This is a genomic window from Pseudomonas sp. L7 (genome assembly GCF_046605565.1).
Lineage (GTDB): Bacteria > Pseudomonadota > Gammaproteobacteria > Pseudomonadales > Pseudomonadaceae > Aquipseudomonas > Aquipseudomonas wayambapalatensis.
The window spans coordinates 4572645-4592552 of sequence record NZ_CP176784.1; the positions used below are offsets into that span (position 1 = coordinate 4572645).

The following is a 19908-nucleotide window of genomic DNA, read 5'->3' on the forward strand; positions in this document are numbered from 1 at the left end:
GCACCGACTGCGGGAATTATAAGAGCCGATGGCGCAAAGGCCAGCTTTGCTACAATCGCGCAACAATTGGACCCCGAGGTGCCTAATGAGCGAGCCGATTCGCCTGACCCAGTACAGCCACGGCGCAGGCTGTGGCTGCAAGATCTCCCCCAAGGTGCTGGATGTGATCCTTGCCGAAAGCGGCAGCCAGGCGCTGGACCCCAAGCTCTGGGTCGGCAACGCCTCGCGTGACGACGCTGCCGTGTACGCTCTGGACGACGAGCGCGGGGTGGTCTCGACCACCGACTTCTTCATGCCCATCGTCGACGATCCGTACGACTTCGGCCGTATCGCCGCGACCAACGCCATCAGCGACATCTACGCCATGGGTGGCGACCCGCTGATGGCCATCGCCATCCTCGGCTGGCCAGTCAACGTGTTGCCGCCTGAGGTTGCCCGCGAGGTGATCCGTGGTGGCCGTGCGGTCTGCGCCGAAGCGGGCATTCCACTGGCCGGCGGCCACTCCATCGATGCGCCCGAGCCAATCTTCGGCCTCGCGGTGACCGGCGTGGTCGGCAAGCGCAATCTCAAGCGCAACGACACCGCGACCGCCGGCTGCACGCTGTACCTGACCAAGCCACTGGGTATCGGCATCCTCACCACCGCCGAGAAAAAGTCCAAGCTGCGTGAACAGGACCAAGGCCTGGCGCGCGACTGGATGTGCACCCTGAACACACCCGGCAGCCGCTTCGGCAAGCTCGACGGGGTCAAGGCGATGACCGACGTGACCGGCTTCGGCCTGCTCGGCCATCTGGTCGAAGTCGCCGAAGGCAGCGGCCTGACCGCGCGCCTGCAGTTCGAGGCCGTACCGCGCCTGCCGGGTGTGGATCACTACCTGGCCGAGGGCTGCATTCCCGGCGGTACGCTGCGCAACCACGACAGCTATGGCCACAAGATCGGCACCCTGAGCGATGAGCAGAAGCACCTGCTGTGCGACCCGCAGACCAGTGGTGGCCTGCTGGTAGCCGTGAGTCCCGAGGGTGAGGCGGAGTTTCTGGGGGTCGCCGCTGAACTGGGCCTGGACCTGTCGCCGATCGGCACACTGGTCGAGCGACAGACCTACGCAGTCGAGGTGATTTGATGCGCCCCGACTGCACCGACTTCAAACAGCTGTTCCTCGACGATGCGCCGATGATGGACATGCGTGCACCGGTCGAGTTTGCCAAGGGTGCCTTCCCCAGCGCCATCAACCTGCCGCTGATGAACGACCAGGAGCGGCAGAAGGTTGGCACCTGCTACAAGCATCAGGGCCAAAGCGCAGCCATCGCCCTGGGCCACCAACTGGTCAGCGGCGCGGTCAAGCAGGCGCGCCTGGAAGCCTGGGCCGCATTCGCCCAGGCCAACCCCCAAGGGTATCTGTACTGTTTTCGTGGCGGCCTGCGCTCGCAGATCGTCCAGGGCTGGCTGAAAGACGTGGGCATCGACTATCCGCGGGTCAAAGGCGGCTACAAGGCCCTGCGGACCTTCCTGATGGACACCACCCAACAGGCAGTCGAGCAATGCGACTTCGTGCTGCTGGGCGGCCTGACCGGCACCGGCAAGACCGACGTGCTGCTGCAACTGGACAACGTGCTCGACCTCGAAGGCCACGCCAACCACCGGGGTTCGAGCTTCGGCAAGCGCGCCACCGCGCAACCGGCACCGATCGACTTCGAGAACCGCCTGGCCATCGATATGCTCAAGAAGCGCGCGCGGGGCATGCAGCAGTTCGTGCTGGAGGACGAGGGGCGGATGGTCGGCAGCTGCTCGGTGCCGCTGGCGCTGTACCAAGGCATGCAGCAGTATCCGCTGGTGTGGCTGGAAGACAGTTTTGCCCATCGCGTCGAGCGCATCCTGCGCGACTACGTGATCAACCTGTGTGCCGAATTCGTTGCCCTGCATGGCGAAGAGGATGGGCGCCGCCTGTTTGCCGAGCGCCTGCGTCAGAGCATGGGCAATATCCACAAGCGTCTGGGGGGCGAACGCTTCCAGCGGCTGTATGCGCTGCTGGAGCAGGCGCTGCAGGTGCAGTTGCACAGCGGTGAGGTGGATCTGCACCGAGGCTGGATCGAGGGTCTGCTCAACGAGTACTACGACCCGATGTATGCGTACCAGCGTGAGGCGAAGTCGGGCAGGATCGAGTTTGCCGGTGACGCGCTCGAGGTACGGGAGTACCTGAAAGCACGGGCGCTGCGCCGGCGCTGATTGCCTCGTGGGGCATGGCACCGACTCTGCCGGTGCGATACCTGTAGGAGCAACTGTCTTGCTCAAAATCTAAAGGCCAGCCCCCCCCTGTGGGAGCGGGCTTGTCGGGGCGCCGAACCGCCGCGAACACGGGCGTAGCCCGTGCCAGGCAGCGCGGTGTATTTTTCGCGGGCAAGCCCGCTCCTACAGGGTTCGAGACCATTCACTGCCCGGGGCTGAGAATCCGCTCCAGCTCCGCGGCGCGCTCGCGGGTCATGTCCAGTACGCACATGCCGCCTTCGAGTTGCGCCAGGGTCCCGCCGCTGGCCTGCACGTGGAACTTGCAGTTCTTGTCGCGGAAGCTGATCCAGTCGCGCTGCACTTCGCGCAGGCTTTTCTGCTGCGGCGCCTCGAGCTTGCCGAGCAACTGCTTGTAGACCCGGTTGAGGCGATCATCCTGCAACTTGGTTTCATCCTTGATGCAGGCACTCATCGCAACGGTGCTGGAGGCGTTGTCCATGCATTGGGTATAGGCGGGGGAGTTCTCGTCGGCCTGGGCCTGCGAGGCGAATACCAGCGCGGCAACGACGGCTGCCAGGGAATGCTTGAACATCGAAGAGAACCCTCTGATCGGAAAGATTGCCAGCCTAGCAGCAAGTACGCCGCAAGGCCCCTGTAACCCTGTGAAATCGGACCCGTCCTACGCAGGTGAATGCCAGCCCTGGCAGTGGCGATGGATCAGCTCGCGCAACCACTGATGCCCAGCATCGCCCTCGCGCCGGGCATGCCAGGCTTGGGCAAAGCTGAACGCGCTGATCGGCAGCGGCGGCTCGAAGACCCGCAGGGCCTTGCCTGGCGGGCTTGCTGCCAGACTGCGCCGGGCCACGGTCAACACCAGGTCGGTCCCGGCCAGCACGGTCTGGGCCACGCCCCAATGCGGCAGAGTAAGGGCAATGCGCCGACGGACACCAAGAGCCTTGAGTGCCTGGTCGATCTCGTTGTCGATGCCAGGACGTACCGCCACCAGTACATGCGGGCGCGCCAGCCAGGTGTCCAGAGTCAGGCCGCCACGTGCTGGCAGGCTGCTGCGATCGGCCACACAGACAAACGACTCCTCGAACAAGCCCTGCTCATGGACCTCCGAGGGCAACTCGGGAAACACCCCAAGCGCCAGGTCGACCTCCCCGTCGATCAACTGCCCGAGCATCGCTTCGCGGCTGCCCTGGGAGATGACCAGATCGATTTGCGGTGCCAGGGTGCGCAGCTCGCGCATCAACGCAGGGAGGACCACCTGGGCGCCATAGTCGGACATCGCCAGGCGAAAGGTGCGGCGCGCCTTGCCCGGCTCGAACCCCGGGCTGCCCAGCAGCCCGTCGAGCTGCGCCAGCGCCTGCTGCAGCGGATCGCGCAGGGCCTGGGCGCGAGGGCTCAGTACCAGGCGGGCGCCACGACGCACCAGCAGCGGGTCGGCGAAGATGTCGCGCAGTTGCGCCAAGGCATGGCTCACCGCCGGCTGGCTGCGGTGCAAACGCAGCGCCGCGCGCGAGACGTGCTGCTCGCTGAGCAAGGCATGCAGGGTCAGCAGCAGGTTGAGATCGATGCGACGCAGGTCATCCATATGGCGAATACAGCCTGTGCAGAATTCGAATTTCCATCATTTAAGCGCATACAAGAGACTGGGCCAAGGTTATCCACAGGAGCTCACGCCATGCCCAACGTCTTTGCCTTGTCCGCCGTCCTGCCCTTGCTCGTCGCCCTGCTCGCCGGAGCGGCGGTGCCTTTTCAGGCTGGCAGCAATGCTGCATTGGGGCGCTTGCTCGGGCACCCGTTGTGGGCGGCGGGGGTTTCGCTGCTGGTCAGCCTGATGATGCTGGTGCCAGCGCTGCTGCTGATGCGCGCGCCCATGCCACAGCTGCAGAACCTGGCCCAGGCACCCTGGTGGGCCTGGCTGGGGGGCGTCGCCGGGGTGATCTACATCACCGCCGCGTTGGTGCTGACGCCACGCCTGGGCGCGGCGGGGTTCATCGTCTGCGTGATCGCCGGGCAGGTGCTGTCGTCGTTGCTGATCGACCAGTTCGGCTTGATGGGCCTGCCGGAGAAACCCGTGAACCTGCCACGGCTGCTGGGGGTGGCGATGATCGTCGGGGGCATGCTGGTGGTGCAGTGGGGCACGGCGCGCAGCGCCTGAGGCCAGGGCTCTACAAGCTTTGTGCAGGCTCGGGCGGCATCAGCACCTGATCCACCTCGAAGCGCAGCGAGGGCATCTGCGTTGCGGCATACAGCATCACCCCGAGCGCCGCGATCAGGGCCACGTCCAGCCAGTGCCAACCTGGCATGTCGTCGGCCTTGCGGGCCTTCCAGCACCACCAGGCCTGGCCCGCGCAGAAGGTCAGGATCGACAGCGACCACAGGTAGAACCCGGCACCGAAACCTGTGACATCGTGGAACGCGTAGCTGCGGTTGTCGGGTAGCCGCTCGAGGCCAAGGCTGCTTGCGGCCAGGTACAGCGCGAGCAGACCGAACAGCAGCGACAGTCGCCGCAAGCGCCGATGGCTCAGGACCGCCAGCGCCATCAGGGGGTTGGCGAACCACTGGTACAGCTCGAATGCCACGCCCCAGGGGCCGTAGAGCAGCATCTGCAAAGCGGGCATGTGCCGCCCGGCCCCCATCAGGACGCCGTCGAAACACAGGCCAAGCAGGTAAAGCAGCAGGCTGATACTGAGGTAGTAGGCTGGCAACCGAAGCTCCATCGGATCGGGCGAAACCCCGACCTTACCGCACCCGCGCCTCAGGCGACAGGCGGTTCCAGCAACAGCCCGTAAATCCCCGAGTCGGACAGCTCGCCCGCCACGCACCAGCGGGCGCGCAGCGTGCCTTCGAGGACGAAGCCCTGGCGCTCCAGGGTGCGCGCCGAGCCTTGGTTGCGCGGGTCGATCTCCGCCTCCAGGCGGCGCATGTGCAGGGTGTGGGCCAGATAGTCGATGAAGCAGGTCAGCGCCTCGTCCATGTAACCCCGACCTTGCACGGCCTTGGCCAGGCAGTAGCCGATCTCGCCGCGACGCGAATCGTCATCGAGATTGAACAACTGGACCATGCCGATCAGCTCGCCGTTGTCGCGCCGGTACATGCCGAGCTTGAGCAGGGTGCCGGCGGCATAGGCTTCACGGTCGGCGGCCAGGGCGCTTTCGGCCTCGGCCAGTTCTTGCCAGGGGGCATGGTGCCAGAAACGCATGACCTCCGGGTCGGCCATGATCGCCAGCCACTGCGCCGCATCGCCATGACGCATGGGGCGCAGTTGCAGGCGCGGGCTGTCCAGGCACAGGTCGCTGGGGAAACTGCGGGGGTGGGTCACGCAGGGACTCCTGTCCGACTTTGGGAAGATGACAGTCTAGCGTCAGCGGCGTGATGAAAGTAAGTCGAGGTGGCGGTGAAGGCTCCGTCACGTAAAAAGCCCGCGCCCACGGTCTTGTGGTGCGGGCTTGTTATGTAACGGGGCTGCAGAACAGCCCCTGTGGTTCAACCGATCAGAAGCCCATGCTGAAGCTCAGCACCACGCCATGGTCGCGGTTCTCGCTGGACAACTGCCCGGAGTAACCCAGGCCCAGCTTGCCGCTCTGGCCCACGGCCAGGTCGACACCCGCCTCGACCACCGCCGCATCCCGCGCGATCGGCACCCCTTCGGTGCTGAAGCTCGCACCTCCGGCGATGAAGCGTGCATCGGCATCGGGCTTGGTATCGCCGAACGCGTGGCGCCAGCCGACCGACAGGCGCGGAGTGATCTCGCTGCCGTTGTCCAGCTTGATACGCTTGCCGGCGCGCACCCCGACGGTGGAGAAGGTCACGTCCTGATCGACGCTGGCCTTCAGGCGACCGTCCCCACCCTTCTCACGGGCACTGTCGCTGTCGTAGTTGACGTAGGCAAGGCCTGCGAACGGCTCCAGGGCGATACCGCCAGCGTCGATGGCGTAACCCACCTCGCCGAACACCTGGGCGCTGCGTGCCTTGTACTTGGCTTTCAGGCGGTCGTCGTAGCTGCCCACCTGGACATCGCGCTTGGTATCGATGTCGTGCCAGGTGTAGCTGGCGCCCAGGCGTGCGGCGAAGGCATCCATCTGGTAACCCAGGTAGGTGGCCAGGTGGTAGCTGTCGACGCTGGCGTCCGACTGACGACGGTGGGCATCGATGCTGCTGCGGGTGTACCCGGCAGCGATACCGACCTTCCACTGATCGTCCAGGGCACGATCGACACCGAGCATGAAGCCCGACAGGTCACGGTCGACGCTGGCATGGCTGCTGCTGCCGTCGTAGTCACCCCAGCCGCCGATGGCGCGGATCCAGCCCACGGCCTGGCCCTGGCAACCTTCGCTGGTCAGCTGCTGGTTGGCGGTCGGCGCCAGGGTGCGGCGTGGGTCGTCCTCGCGGCTGCAATCCGGTTGACGCATACGGTCGTTGACCGCGTCGCGGATGTAGCGCGAATCCTCGATCAGCACGGTCGCGGTGCTGGCGTGGATTTCCCCGGACAGGCTGTCGAACGCCGACTGCGCGGCCTGACGGTCGAGCGGCAGGATGTTGTCGCGCAGGCTGGTCGGCGCGCCGGTGCTTTCCAGGGCCGTGGCGACACCACGCTGGTTGCTGGAGGCAGCGACATCGGCGAACGAGTTGCCGTTGCGGCTGACCGACAGGGTCACCTGGTTGGCGCCATAGTCGATCGAGCTGTTGAGGAACGCCGAGTTCACCAGGTTGTTGCTAGCGAAGGTGCCGTTGATGCCGCCAGCTGCACTGACCACGGTGTACTGCCCGTTGCCGCCGGAGAGGTTGGCAACCGTCAGGCTGCCGCCCAGGTTGGCGGTGCCGCCGACATTCAGGTAGTTCACCGGGGCGGTGCCCAGGTCGATGACCAGGTTGCCGTCACTGGCGTTGGTGAAGTTGCCACTGACATTGAGGTTGCCCGCAGGCCCTGGCAGCACGGTGCCGTGGTTGGTCAGGCTGGCGACGGTGCCGTTGCCGGTCAGCGCCGCGCCGTTGGCCACGGTGACCTGGGCGCCAAGGTTGGTGCCCGGGTTGTCGGCATTGCCGACCTGCAGCGTGCCCTGGTTGACGTTGAAGGCGCCGCTGAACGGCTGGTTGCCGGTCAGCAACAGGCTGCCCGCCCCTTGCTTGGTGGTGGTGCCGGTGCCGCTGAGGGTGCCGTTGAAGGTGCCGTTGGTGCCCTGCGCGAACACCAGGTTGGCGTTGTTGGTGATGTTGCCTTGCAGGCTGGTGGTGTTACCGGCCAAGGTGCCGCCGCTGACAATGGTGCCACCGGTGTAGGTGTTGGCTCCGGTCAGCAACAGCGTGCCAGCGTCGAGTTTTTCGATACCGCCAGTGCCAACCAGTGGCGCACTGATCACGGCGCTGGCACCTGCGTTGACCCGTACCGGCGCCAGGCTGCCATCGGCGCCGTTGACCGGGGTCAGGCTGCCACCTGTACCCGGCACCACCTGGTAGCCGTCGCTGAGGAACTGCATGCCGCTGAACGACTGATTGCCGACCACGGTGACGGTGCCAGGCTGGCCACCGAACACAGCGAAGGCATCGCTCCAAGTTTCGCCAGTGGTGCCGTTGGCGTTGGTCCAGTTGGTACCAGGGCCCCAGGTGCCGCTGCCGCCGCCAATGCTGCCGTCCGGATTGGTCTTGCCGCCGTTCCAGAACTGCAGCTGGTCGCCCGCGCCCTGCACCACCAGGTTGATCTGGTTGGCGATGGCGGTCTGCAGGCTCAGGTCGCCCAGTGCCACGCTGCCGGGGACAGCGCCGAAGACCAGACCGTTGTTGGTCAGCGCGCCGCCATAGTTGAACAGCTGGTAGACGCCGGTGCCGAAGCCGCCGGCATTGGTGATGTTCAGCGTACCGTCGAGCACCAGGTTGCCGTCGACCTTGACCACCGTAGTGGACGCCGCTGGCGCCCCGAGCGAGAAGTCCAGGGCGCTGCCGGAACTCAGGTTCAGGCTGCCTACCGTCAACGGTGTGCTGCTCTGGCCTGCGGCCAGGGTGGCGCCGTCGGCGATCTGCACAGCCCCGGCATAGGTGCCGCTGCCGCCCAGGCGAGCGCCGGTAGCGACCTGTACCGTGGCGCTGTCCAGGCGTCCGTTGACCAGCAGGCTGCCGGCATTGACGGTGGTGGCGCCGGTCAAGCCATTGACCCCGGTCAGCAGCAGTTCACCGCTGCCGTTCTTGGTCAGCGTCCCGCTGCCAGTGAGGTTGCCGGTGTAGCTGCCGTTGGCGTTCTGCTCGAAGGTCAGCGCCGCGTTGTTGAGGATCGCACCCTGCAGGCTGGTGGTGTTGCCGACCACAGTGCCCGCGTTGATCTGGGTGCCGCCGCCGTAGCTGTTGCTGCCGCCCAGGGTCAGCAGGCCTGCGCCATTCTTGACCAGCCCGCCGACACCGCTGATGTCGCCGTTGAGGGTCAGCGCGTTGCTGCCGCCGATGGCCAGTGCGCCGTTGAGTACTGCGGCGTTGGCCAGGGTGACGGCGGTGTTGCTGTCCAGGGTGGTGCCCGCGGCGGCCGTCAGCGTGCCGCTACCCAGCGCACTGTCGTTGCCGACCACCAGGGTGCCGCCGTTGAGCGCGGTGCCGCCGCTGTAGCCGTTGGCGGCGTTGAGCACTAGGGTGCCAGCATCGTACTTGGCCACGTTGCCGGCACCGTTGAGGGCGACGTTGAGGGTGGCGGTGACGCCGCTGTCTACCCGCAGGTTGGTGGTGCCGCTGGTGCTGGTGAGCAGCTCGTCCCCCGTCCCGGCATCGAGCACATAGCCGTCGGTGATGAACTGCAGGCCGGTGATGCTGTGGCTGCCGTTCACGGTGACGGTGCCGGTGGCGCCCTGGAAGACGGCGAAGGTGTCGTTCCAGGTGGTGTTGAGCACGCCGTTGGCATCGGTCCAGTTGGTATTGGTGGCATCCCATGTACCGCTGCCGCCATCGATCAGGCCGTTGGCCACGCTCTGGCTGCCGTCCCAGAACAGCACGTTGCTGGCACCGCCCACCACCAGGTTGACCTGGTTGGCAATGGCCGTCTGCACCGTCAGGTCGGTCACTGGAACGGGCGTGGAGCCAAAGGCCAGGCCGTTGTTGATCAGACTGCCGCCGTAGGCGAACAGGCGGTACACACCGGCACCGAAGCCACCGATATCAGTGACGTTCAAGGTGCCGCCAAGGGTCAGGTTGTTGGATACGTTGACCAACGGCGAATTGCCGCCAGTCGGCGTGCCGAGCGCCGCGTTGAAGTTCGAACCGGCATCCAGCGACAGGTTGCCCGCGCTCAGGGTCGTGCCGCTGGTGGCTGCGAGGCTGCCGCCGCTGGCGACGGTCACCGCCCCACCGAGGCTGCCCGCACCCGACAGCGTCGCCCCACTGGCAACGTTGACCGCGCTGCTGGCGAGCGATCCATCCACCTTCAAGCCCCCGGCCTGCACGTTGGTATTACCGGTATGGCTGTTGCTGCTGCTCAGGGCCAGGGTGCCGGTGCCGAGTTTATTGAGCGTGCCGGTGCCGCTGATGTTGCCGTCGAACACGCCGCCTTCGACGTTGAGGCTGTTGCCCGCAGCGATCTGGATCGCGCCGGTGCCACCGATCTCGCCCAGCGTGGTGTTGCCGTCAAGATTAAGGCTGGCGCCTGCACTGACGTTCAACTCGCTCTGGGTACCCAGCGCGGTGGTGCCGATAGTGCTCAGGCTGCCGGAGAGGATGTTGAGGATACCGCTGAAGGTGTTGTTGCCCGACAGGGTGAAGTCGGCCAGGCCGTTCTTGTTCAACACGCCGTTGCCACTGAGCACACCGGCCAGTTGCAGGTCGTTGCTGCCCAGCACGTTGAGGATGCCGGTGACACTGACCGGATTGGCCAGCGTGACCGCAGCGCTGCTGTCGAGGTTGGCGTTGCCGGTCACGTCCAGGCCACCAGTGCCGAGCGCGCCGTTGTTGCCGACCACCAGGGTGCCGGCCTGCAGCTCGGTGCCGCCGCTGAAGGTATTGCCGCCCAGCAGGCTGAACCGCGCGATGCCGGACTTGATCAGACGGCCAGCGCCAGCGACGGTGCCGCCGAGGCTCAGGTCATTGCCGCCCAGCACGTTGAGGTTACCGGCCAGGTTGACGTTGTTGGCCAGCGCCACGGCCTGGCTGCTGTCCAGGCTGGTGCCTGCCGCCGCATCGAGCGCGCCGGTACCCAGTGCGGTGTTGGAACCTACCACCAGGGTGCCGCCGTTCAGCGCGGTGCCGCCGCTGTAGCTGTTGTTGCCGGACAAGGCCAGTTGCGCATTGCCGGCCTTGACCAGGCTGCCGGCGCCGCCAATGTTGCCGGTGAGCGCCAGATCGTTGTTGCCGGTCAGGTTCAGCGGGCCGGCGAGGGTGATCGCATTGGCCAGGCTCACGTTCTTGTTGGTGTCCAGGGTGGTACCACTGGCAGTGTCCAGCAGGCCGGTGCCGAGGGCGGTGTTGCTGCCCAGCACCAGGGTGCCGCCGCTGAGCTGGGTGCCGCCGCTGTAGCTGTTGTTGCCGTTGAGCACCAGGGTGCCGGTGTCGAGCTTGTTCAGTTTGCCGACACCGCCCAGGCCGACATCGAGGGTCGCGATCACGCCGGGATCGACCCGCACGCTGGTATCGCCACCGCTGCCATTGACCAGATCGAGCAGGCCGGCGGTTCCGGCCAGCAGGCGATAGCCGTTGCTGACGAACTGCATGCCATTGACGCTCTGGCTGCCGTCGACGGTGACGTCACCTGCCGTGCCCTGGAACACCGCGAAGGTGCTGCCCCAGGTAGTGTTGACGGTGCCGTTGAGGTCGGTCCAGTTGGTGTTGCCGGCGTTCCACACACCGGTGCCACCATCGACCTGGCCGTTCGGGGCAGTCTGGCTGCCGTCCCAGAACTGGATGTTCAGGCCGCTGGAGCTGACGAGCAGGTTGATCTGGTTGGCCAGGGCGGTCTGCAGCGACACATCGCCAAGGCTCACGCCCAGCGGCAGGGTGCCGAAGTCCAGACCGTTGTCGGTCAGCGCGCCGGCGTAGTCGAACAAGCGGTACACGCCGTTGCCGAAGCCACCGATATTGCTGACGTTGAGGGTGCCGTCGAGGGTCAGGTTGCCGCCGACATTGAACAGCGCGGTGCCGCCAGTGCCTGGCGAAGCCAGGCCGACATCGACGATCGATCCGCTGTTGAGCACCAGCGAACCGAGGCCCAGGGTGGTGCCGCTCTGGCCTGCCAGGTGGCCGCCGTTGTCGATCACCACCGAGGCATTGGCAGAGCCGCTGCCGGTGAGGGTTGCGCCGCTGGCGACGGTCAGCAGGTTACTGCCCAGGCTGCCATCGATTTTCAGGGTGCCAGCGTTGACCTGCGTGTTGTCAGCCAGGTTGCTGGTACCGGTAAGGGTAAGAGTACCGGTGCCATCTTTGGCCAGGCCGCCCAAGCCGCTGAGGGCGCCACCGAAGGTCGTACTGGCGTTGTTGCTGCCCAGGTTCAGGGTGCTGCCAACGCCGACATCGACGTTGCCGCTGCCGGTGAGGGCACCAAGGCTGGTGTTGCCGTTGAGGTTGAGCTGGCCACTGGCACCGATGTTGAGGGTGTCGACGTTGGCCAGCACGCCGCTGCCGAGCGTGGTGAGCGAGCCGGCCTGGATATCGACGTTGCCGGTGAAAGTCTTGACGCCGACCAGGGTCAGGTCGTCGACACCGGTCTTGACCAGGTTGCCTGTGCCGCCCAGATCGCCACTGAGGATCAGGGCGTTGGCGGCCTCGACGGTCAGGTTGGCGCCGTTGCTCAGGGCGATGGTGTTGCCCAGTGCCATCGGCGCGCTGTTGGCCAGGGTGGCGTCGGCGGTCACGCTGAGGGTGCCGGTGCCCAGGGCGCCACTGCTGCCGAGGGTCAGGCGCCCGGCGTTGAGCTCGGTGCCGCCCTGGTAGCCGTTGTTGCCGTTGAGGGTGAGGTTGCCGCTGCCGTTCTTGGTCAGCCCAGCGGTACCGTTGATCACACCGTTGAGGGTCAGGTCGTTGGTGCCGGCGACAGTGAGGCCGGCGTTGAGGGTGACGTTGTTGGCCAGGGTGGTGCTGGCGACGCCGCTGCTCAGGGTCGAAGCCCCGGCGACGGTCAGGGCGCCCTGCCCCAGCGCGTTGTCGTTACCCACCACCAGTTGCCCGGCGCCCAGGGTGGTACCACCCAGGTAGTTGTTGGCGCCATTGAGGGTCAGGGTGCTGGCGCCAGCCTTGTTCAGGCCACCGACACCGTCGAGCACGCCATTGAGGGTCAGGTCGGCGGTGCCTGGCAGGTTGAGCGTGCCGCCCAGGTGCACATTGTTGGCCAAGGCGGCGCTCGCGCTGGCATCGAGGGAGGTATTGGCGCCTGTGGTCAGATCCCCGGTGCCCAACGCGGTATTGCTGCCGACGGTCAGCGTGCCGGCGTTGAGCGTGGTGCCGCCGCTGTAGGTGTTGTTGCCGTTGAGGGTCAGGCTGGCGGCACCGTTCTTCACCAGGCCGTTGGTGCCGGAAACCACACCGTTGAGGGTGAGGGCCTGGCTGCCATCAAGGGTAAGATTGCCACCGGTCAGGTTGACCGCGTTGACCAGAGCCAGAGCCTGGCTGGCGTCGAGGGCTGCGGCGCCGGTGACGTTCAGGGCGCCACTGCCCAGGGCACTGGCGTTGCCCAGCAGCAGGCTGCCGGCTTGCAACGAGGTGCCGCCGGTGTAGTTGTTGGCGCCGTTGAGCACCAATTGACCGGTGCTGGTCTTGTTAAGGCCGCCGCCGCCGCTGATGACCCCGTCGAGGGTCAGCGTCTGGGCGTTGTTGACGCCCAAGGTAGCGCCCGTGCCCAGGCCGATGGCGTTGGCTACTTGCAGGGCGCCGGTGGTGGCCAGGGTGCTGTTGCCGGTGACCGAAAGATTGCCAGCGCCCAGCGCGCTGCCGTTGCCCAGGGTCAGGGTGCCTGCGGCGAGCGTGGTGGTGCCTTGGTAGGTGTTGCCGGCACCGAGGATCAGGTTGCCGGTGCCGGTCTTGGTCAGCCCACCAGTACCGCTGATCACGCCGCTCAGGGCCAGGTCGTTGTTACCAGGCAGGGTCAGGGTGTCGTTGAGCGTGACCTGATTGGCCACGATCAGGGGGCCAGTAGTAGCCAGGTTGCTGGCGCCGCCGACGGTCAGGTTGCCGAGGCCCAGTGCCGAGTTATTGCCCAGGGTCAGGGTGCCGGCGTTGAGGGTCACGCCACCGGACAGGGTGTTGGGGCCACTCAAGGTGAGGTTGCCGGCGCCATTCTTGGTCAGGCTGCCAGCGCCCGTGACCAGCCCACCCAGGCCCAGGTCGTTGCTGCCGGCGATGGTGAGGTTGCCGCCCAGATTGACGGTGTTGCCGATAGTGAGCGCCGAGTTGCTATCCAGGGTGGTGCCCGCAGCCGCGTTGAGCTGGCCGAGGCCGAGCGCGCTGGCGTTGCCGAGTACCAAGGTGCCCGCGTTGAGACTGGTGTTGCCCAGGTTGCCATTGGTGCCATTGAGGGTGAGTGTGCCGCTGCCGGTCTTGGTCAGGCCGCCGACACCATTGATGTTGCCGCCTAGCACCAGGTCCTGCGCGCCAGCGATGGTGAGGTTGCCCGCCAGGTTGAGCGCATTGGCCAGGGTCACGTTGGCGCCTGCACTCAGGGTAGTGCCACCTACGGCATTCAGCGCGCCAGTGCCCAGGGCGGTATTGCTGCCAACCACCAGGGTGCCACCATTGAGGCTGGTAGAGCCCTGCTGGCTGTTGCTGCCGTTCAGGGTGAGTACGCCGGTGCCGTTCTTGATCAGCCCACCGGTGCCGCTGAGTGCGCCGTTGAGCGTGAGGTTGCCAGTGCCTGGCACAGTCAGGTTGGCGTTCAGCGCTACAGTATTGGCCAGCGCCACGCTGCCAGTAGCGGCGAGGCTGGAAGCGCCAGTGACGTTCAGGCCGCCTGTGCCGAGGGCCAGGTCGTTGCCCACGGTCAGGGTGCCGGCGCCGAGCGTCGTGCCGCCGCTGTAGGTGTTGGCGTTGCCCAGCGTCAGGTTGGCCGCGCCGTTCTTGACCAGGCTGCCGGCACCCGATACCACGCCAGACAAGCCAAGGTCGGCGCTACCTGCGATGGTCAGCGCGCCACTCAGGGCCAGGGCGTTGCCAAGGGTGACTGCGGTGTTGCTGTCCAGGGTGGTGCCCGTTGCGGCGCTGATCGCGCCAGTGCCCAGGGCGGTGTCGTTGCCCACTACCAGGGTGCCACCGTTGAGCAGCGTCCCGCCGGTGTAGCTGTTGGCGCCGTTGAGCACCAGGGTGCCGGTGTCGAGCTTGGCCAGTTGGCCGCTGCCGGAGAGGCCGACGTTGATCGTCGCGGTAACGCCCGGGTCGACACGCACGGCAAAGGCACCGTTGCTGGCGTTGACCAGGTCCAGGCCACCGGCACCGATCAGGCGATAACCATTGGTCACGAATTGCAGGCCAGTCGCGGCCTGGGTGCCCACCACGGTGACATCGCCCGCAGTGCCTTGGAAGACCGCGAAGTCATTGGCCCAAGTGGTGTTGAGCACTCCGTTGACGTCGGTCCAGTTGGTGTTGGCGCCATTCCAGGTGCCGGTGCCACCATCGATGACACCGTTCGGCACGCTTTGCCCACCGTCCCAGAATTGCACGGTGCCGGTTGCACCGCCCACCAGCAGGTTGATCTGTGAGCCGATGGCAGTCTGCACCTGCACATCGCCCGGCAGCACGCTACCCGGCAACGAGCCAACGACCAGACCGTTGTCGACCAGCGCGCCGGTGTAGTCGAACAGCCGATAGATACCGGTGCCGAAGCCACCGAGGTCGGTGACGTTGAGGGTGCCGTCGAGGGTCAGGTTGCCGTTGACGTTGACCAAGGCAGTGCCGCCCGTGGAGGGCGAGCCGAGGCCGAAGTCGAGAATCGAGCCGCTGTGCAGGGTCAGCGCGCCGGTATTGAGGGTCGCGCCACTGTTGGCCAACAGGTGTGCGCCGTTGGCGATGTCGACCGCGCCCAGCAGACTGCCGGTGCCGCCCAGGCTGGCGCCGACATTGACCTGTACGCCGGAGCTGGCGAGCGAACCGCTGACATTGAGCAGGCCGCCATTGACCGTGGTGGCGCCGCCAAGCACGTTCACACCGGACAGCTCCAGAGCACCGGTACCTGCCTTGATCAGGCCACCGCTACCGGCCAGGGCGCCGCTGAAAACGCTGTTGAGGTTGTTGCCGCCGACCGTCAGGTCACTGCCCCCCGCCACGCTCACCGCGCCGGCACCGCTCAGGCCGCCGATCGTGGTACTGGCACCGAGGTTCAGGCTGGCGCCCGCCCCGACGTTGACGCCCGAGCTGTTGCCGAGGGCGCCAGTACCTATGGTGGTGAGGCTGCCGCCGAGCAAGTCGACGGCACCGCTGAAGGTGTTGTTGCCGGTCAGCGTGAGGTCGGCCAGGCCATTCTTGATCAGACCTGCGGTACCGCTGATGACACCGCCCAGGGTCAGGTCGTTGCTGCCGCCGAGGGTCAGGTTGGCGTTGAGCGCGATGTCGTTGCCCAGGGTAGCGACCGCGCTGTTGTCCAGGCTGGCGGCGCCGGCCACAGTCAGGGCACCGGTCCCCAGGGCGCTGCCGTTGCCTATCACCAGGCCACCCGCGTTGAGCGTGGTGCCACCAGCATAGGTGTTGATCCCGTCCAAGGTCACGGTGGCATTGCCGTTCTTGACCAACTTTCCTGTCCCGCTGACTAAACCACCGAGGGTCAGCGCGTTGCTGCCGGTGAGGGTGAGGTCGGCGTTCAGGCCGATGTTGTTGCCCAGGCTAAGTGCGGCGCTGGCGTCCAGGCTTGCGGCGCCACCGACGATGAGGTCGCCGGTGCCGATGGCGCTACCATTGCCCAGCACCAGGGCGCCAGCGTTGAGTAGTGTGCCACCGGCATAGGTGTTCAGGCCGCCGAGGGTGAGCGTGCTGGTGCCATTCTTGATCAGACGGCCGGTGCCATCGACCAGGCCGGAGAGGTTGAGGTTGTTGCTGCCGGCCAGGGTGAGGTCGGCATCCAGGGTAACGGCGTTGCCAACGGTCAGCGCAGCCGTGGTATCCAGGGTACCGGCACCTGCGACGGTCAACTTGCCGACGCCCAGTGCGTCTCCATTGCCCAGCACCAGGCCACCGGCATTGAGGGTGGTGCCGCCCAGGAAGGTGTTGGGGCCGGAGAGCGTCAGCGTGGCGGCACCGTTCTTGACCAGGCTGCCGGCACCGGCGATCACGCCACCGAGGCCCAGGTTGGCGGTGCCGTCGAGGGTCAGGGCACCGGCCAGGTTCACGGCGTTGCCGAGGTTGACTGCGGTGTTGGCGTCCAGGTGGGTACCGGCAGCGGCATTCAGCGCGCCAGTGCCCAAGGCCGTGTTGCTGCCGACCACAAGGGTGCCGGCGTTGAGGTTGGTGGCGCCGAACTGCGTGTTGGCGCCATTGAGGGTCAGGGTCGTGCTGCCGTTCTTGGTCAGGCCCCCGATACCGGCGATAACGCCGCCCAGGGTCAGGTCGTTGCTGCCGGCGAGGGTGATGTTACCGGCCAGGTTCAACGCGTTGCCCAGGGTCAGCCCGGCCACCGAAGAATCCAGCGTGGTGTTTGCGGCGGCGTTGAGCGCGCCTGTGCCCAGGGCGGTGGCGCTGCCGACCACCAGGGTGCCGGCGTTGAGCGCGGTGGCACCGCTCTGGGTGTTGCTGCCGCTCAGGGTAAGGGTGCTCGCCCCATTCTTGATCAGGCCGCCGGTACCGCTCAGGTTGCCAGCCAGGGTCAGGTTGTTGGCGCCGGAGAGGGTCAGGTTGGCGCCGAGGTTGACGCCATTGTTCAGGGTCATCGCCGCGCTGTTGGCGAGTGTGGATGCGCCGCCAACGTTGAGCGCGCCGGTGCCCAGCGCCGCGGCGCTGGCCAGGGTCAGGGTGCCGGCGTTGAGGTTCAGGCCGCCGCTGAAGGTATTGGCACCACTGAGGGTGAGGTTGCTGGCACCGCTCTTGACCAACGCACCAGTGCCACTGACCACCCCGCCCAGGGTGGTGGCGTTGCTGCCCAGCACGCTCAAGGTGTTGGCCCCCAGGTCGATGGCGTTGCCCAGGTTGACGGCCACGCCCGCGTCGAGGCTGGCGTTGCCGCCCAGGCTCAGGGCACCGGTGCCCAGTGCGGCGTTGTTGCCGACGGTCAGCACCCCGGCGTTGAGGGTGGTGCCACCGCTGAAGGTGTTGGCGCCGTTGAGGGTCAGGCCGGCGGCGCCGTTCTTGACCAGCGCGCCGGTACCGCTGATCACCCCACCCAGGGTGGTGGCACTGGTGCCCAGCAGGTTGAGGGTATTGGCGCCCAGGCTGATGGCGTTGCCCAGGTTGACACCGGTGCTGGCATCGAGGCTGGCATTGCCACCCAGGGTCAAGGCACCGCCGCCCAGGGCGTTGTTGTTACCCACGGTGAGTTTGCCGGTGTTGAGGGTCAGGCCGCCGCTGAAGGTGTTGTTGCCGTTGAGCGCCAGGTCGGCTGCGCCGCTCTTGACCAGTGCGCCGGTGCCGCTGATCACCCCGCCCAGGGTGGTGGCACTGGTGCCCAGCAGGTTGAGGGTGTTGGCGCCGAGGTTGATCGCGTTACCCAGGCTGACCGCTGCGCTGGCGTCGAGGCTGGCGTTGCCAGTCAATGCGAGAGCGCCCGTACCCAGCGCGGCGCTGTTGCCGACAGTGAGTTTGCCGGTGCTGAGCGTGGTGCCGCCGCTGAAGGTATTGACGCCGTTCAGGGTCAGGTCGGCCGCGCCGTTCTTGACCAGGCTGCCGGTACCGCCAATCACACCGCCCAGTGTGAGCGCGTTGTTGCCAGTCAAGGTCAAGGCACTGCTGCCCAGGTTGATGGCATTGCCCAGGGTCATGACGGCCGTGGTATCGAGGGTGCCGTTGCCGGTCAGGGTCAACGCGCCACTGCCCAGACCGCTGGCATTGCCGAGGGTGAGCGTGCCTGTGCCGAGGGTGGTGCCGCCGGAGAAGGTATTGACGCCATTGAGCGTCAGGTTGCCGGTACCGCTCTTGACCAGCGAGCCCGTGCCGCTCAGCACGCCGCCAAGGCTCAGGGCGTTGCTGCCGGGCAAGGTCAGCGCCGCGTTCAGCGCCACCGCGTTGTTCAGTACCAGCGGCACACTGCCTTGCAGGCTGCCCGCACCACTGACGGTGAGCGCTCCACTGCCGAGCGCCGCAGCGCTGGTCAGGTTGAGGCCGCCCGCAGTCAGGTTGGTGCCGCCGCTGTAAGTGTTGGTGGCGCCGAGGGTGAGCAGGCCGGCGCCGGTCTTGGTCAGCCCGCCGACGCCCGAGACCACGCCGTTGAGGGCCAGGTCGTTGCCACCGCCGACACTCAGGCCGGCGTTGAGGGTCAGGGCGTTGGCCAGGCTCAACCCCGCGACACTGCCCAACAGGCTGCCACCGTTGACGGTGATGCCGCCGCTGCCGAAGGCGCTGGAGTTGTCGAAGTTGAGCACGCCGCCGTTGAGGGTGGTCTGGGTCGTGCCGCTGAGCACCGCGCCGATCAGGCTCCAGGTGCCGCTATCGACGATCAGACGGCTGAAGTTGATGTAGTTGTTGGCGTTGATCGTGCCGCTGCCGGCAGTCCCGCTGCCGCCACCAATAGCGTTCTGCAAGGCCAGCGTGTTGGTGCCGCCGGCACCGCCGTCGATCTTGCCGGCGGCTGCGAAAGCCAGGTTGGGATTACTGGTGACCAGCAAGGCGACACTGATACCAAGCCCGGCACCGACACTCGAACCAGTGATGGCATTGAAGCGGTTGGTGCTGTTGGCCCCCATCGACAAGCTGCCGGTCAAGGTGCCGGCGTTAGTGAAGGTGTTGCCTGCGGCAGAAGCCTCGAACGCTGCCCGGCCAAGAATGGTGCCGGTGTTGGTGAAGTTCACCGTGCTGCCGCCGGTAACCGCGATGACCGGGGTGTCTTCACTGAGCAGCGTCAGTGAAGCCAATGCCGAGGAGCCAATGCTGCCGGCGTTGGTGATGGTAGTGGTACCGGCCGCACCGTTGCGCGCGTCCAGCGCCATGCCCGTGAGGTTAAGAAGGTTGGCGCCGAGCAAGGCACCCGTGCCCTTGATCACACCCGTGGCATTGTTGTTGATGTTGAGCGTACTGCCGGTGCCGGTATTGCCGATCAGCACTGCACTGGACTGAATGCTCAACAGCCCCAGCAATGTAGGGTCGATGGTGCCGGAGTTGTTCAACGTGTTGTTGTTGCCCGCCAGCGACAGCGACGTGCCCCCTACGCCCAGCAAGGTACCCAGGCTGGCGCCAGGGTTCACGTTGACCGTCAGGCCGCTGCCGCCGTTGGTATAGCTCGGTGCCAGAGGGTTGGCGGCGCCGTTACACGTGATGGTGGAACCGGCCGCACTGCACACGGCCAGGGCCTGCTCGCTCGTCAGACCGAAGGCCAGGCCTCCGACAGCCAGGCTCACAGCGAGCGACAAATGGGAAAGACGGGTAGGCAAAATGGAGGCGACGCTTCTGTCCACGGAGAGCTCCTTCGTGGATCAGGTGGTTCGGTCCTTGAACGCGTGCACTGCTATGTTGCCGGTTAGTCGAACACGCGACGACGAAACACCTGACCATGGCTACATGATTCCTTGTTGGGAATGTGTAGCCGCTGGCGAGCAGGCGCGAAGGGACGCGGGGACGGTCAAATGGTGTTAATACTTTGTCGAGGCAGCACGT

At 66.4% G+C, this 19908-nt stretch carries 8 protein-coding genes; 3 read left to right on the plus strand and 5 right to left on the minus strand.

The annotated features are described in order from the left end of the window. Positions 1-85: 85 nt before the first annotated feature. Both selD and mnmH read left to right on the plus strand, forming a co-directional pair. Entirely contained in the window at positions 86-1120 is a 1035-nt protein-coding gene (gene selD, locus ACK3BK_RS21165) for a selenide, water dikinase SelD (protein WP_186721550.1), read from the plus strand. Next, complete coding sequence (mnmH, locus tag ACK3BK_RS21170; protein WP_411383238.1) at positions 1120-2223, plus strand: tRNA 2-selenouridine(34) synthase MnmH; 1104 nt, start codon at positions 1120-1122, stop codon at positions 2221-2223. Before selD ends, mnmH begins: the two co-directional genes overlap by 1 nt. A gap of 202 nt (positions 2224-2425) precedes the next feature. On the opposite strand, the gene ACK3BK_RS21175 is transcribed toward mnmH, so the two are convergent. Together ACK3BK_RS21175 and ACK3BK_RS21180 are read right to left on the minus strand one after the other, a co-directional pair. Then, positions 2426-2815, minus strand: a complete 390-nt coding sequence (locus ACK3BK_RS21175) for a lysozyme inhibitor LprI family protein (protein WP_186708077.1) — start codon at positions 2813-2815, stop codon at positions 2426-2428. A gap of 87 nt (positions 2816-2902) precedes the next feature. After that, positions 2903-3820, minus strand: coding sequence for a LysR family transcriptional regulator (locus ACK3BK_RS21180; protein WP_411383239.1), 918 nt, complete (start codon positions 3818-3820; stop codon positions 2903-2905). 90 nt (positions 3821-3910) lie between these two features. Here ACK3BK_RS21180 and ACK3BK_RS21185 point away from each other — a divergent pair, with 90 nt between their 5' ends. Then, positions 3911-4390 carry a DMT family transporter gene (locus ACK3BK_RS21185; RefSeq protein ID WP_411383240.1) on the plus strand — a complete coding sequence of 160 codons (480 nt, stop codon included), beginning with the start codon at positions 3911-3913 and terminating at the stop codon, positions 4388-4390. Positions 4391-4400: 10 nt separating this feature from the next. Here ACK3BK_RS21185 and ACK3BK_RS21190 read toward each other — a convergent pair whose 3' ends face one another. The 3 genes from ACK3BK_RS21190 to ACK3BK_RS21200 all read right to left on the minus strand — a co-directional run bounded on the left by ACK3BK_RS21190 (position 4401) and on the right by ACK3BK_RS21200 (position 19709). Continuing rightward, positions 4401-4940: a hypothetical protein gene (locus tag ACK3BK_RS21190; RefSeq protein ID WP_186668292.1), complete on the minus strand. Its 540-nt coding sequence runs from the start codon at positions 4938-4940 to the stop codon at positions 4401-4403. 50 nt (positions 4941-4990) lie between these two features. Beyond that, positions 4991-5554 (minus strand): GNAT family N-acetyltransferase, encoded by a 564-nt coding sequence (locus ACK3BK_RS21195; protein ID WP_186668294.1) that lies wholly within the window; start codon positions 5552-5554, stop codon positions 4991-4993. A 172-nt stretch (positions 5555-5726) separates the two neighbouring features. Next, entirely contained in the window at positions 5727-19709 is a 13983-nt protein-coding gene (locus tag ACK3BK_RS21200) for an autotransporter-associated beta strand repeat-containing protein (RefSeq protein ID WP_411383241.1), read from the minus strand. Between the last annotated feature and the right edge of the window lie 199 nt (positions 19710-19908).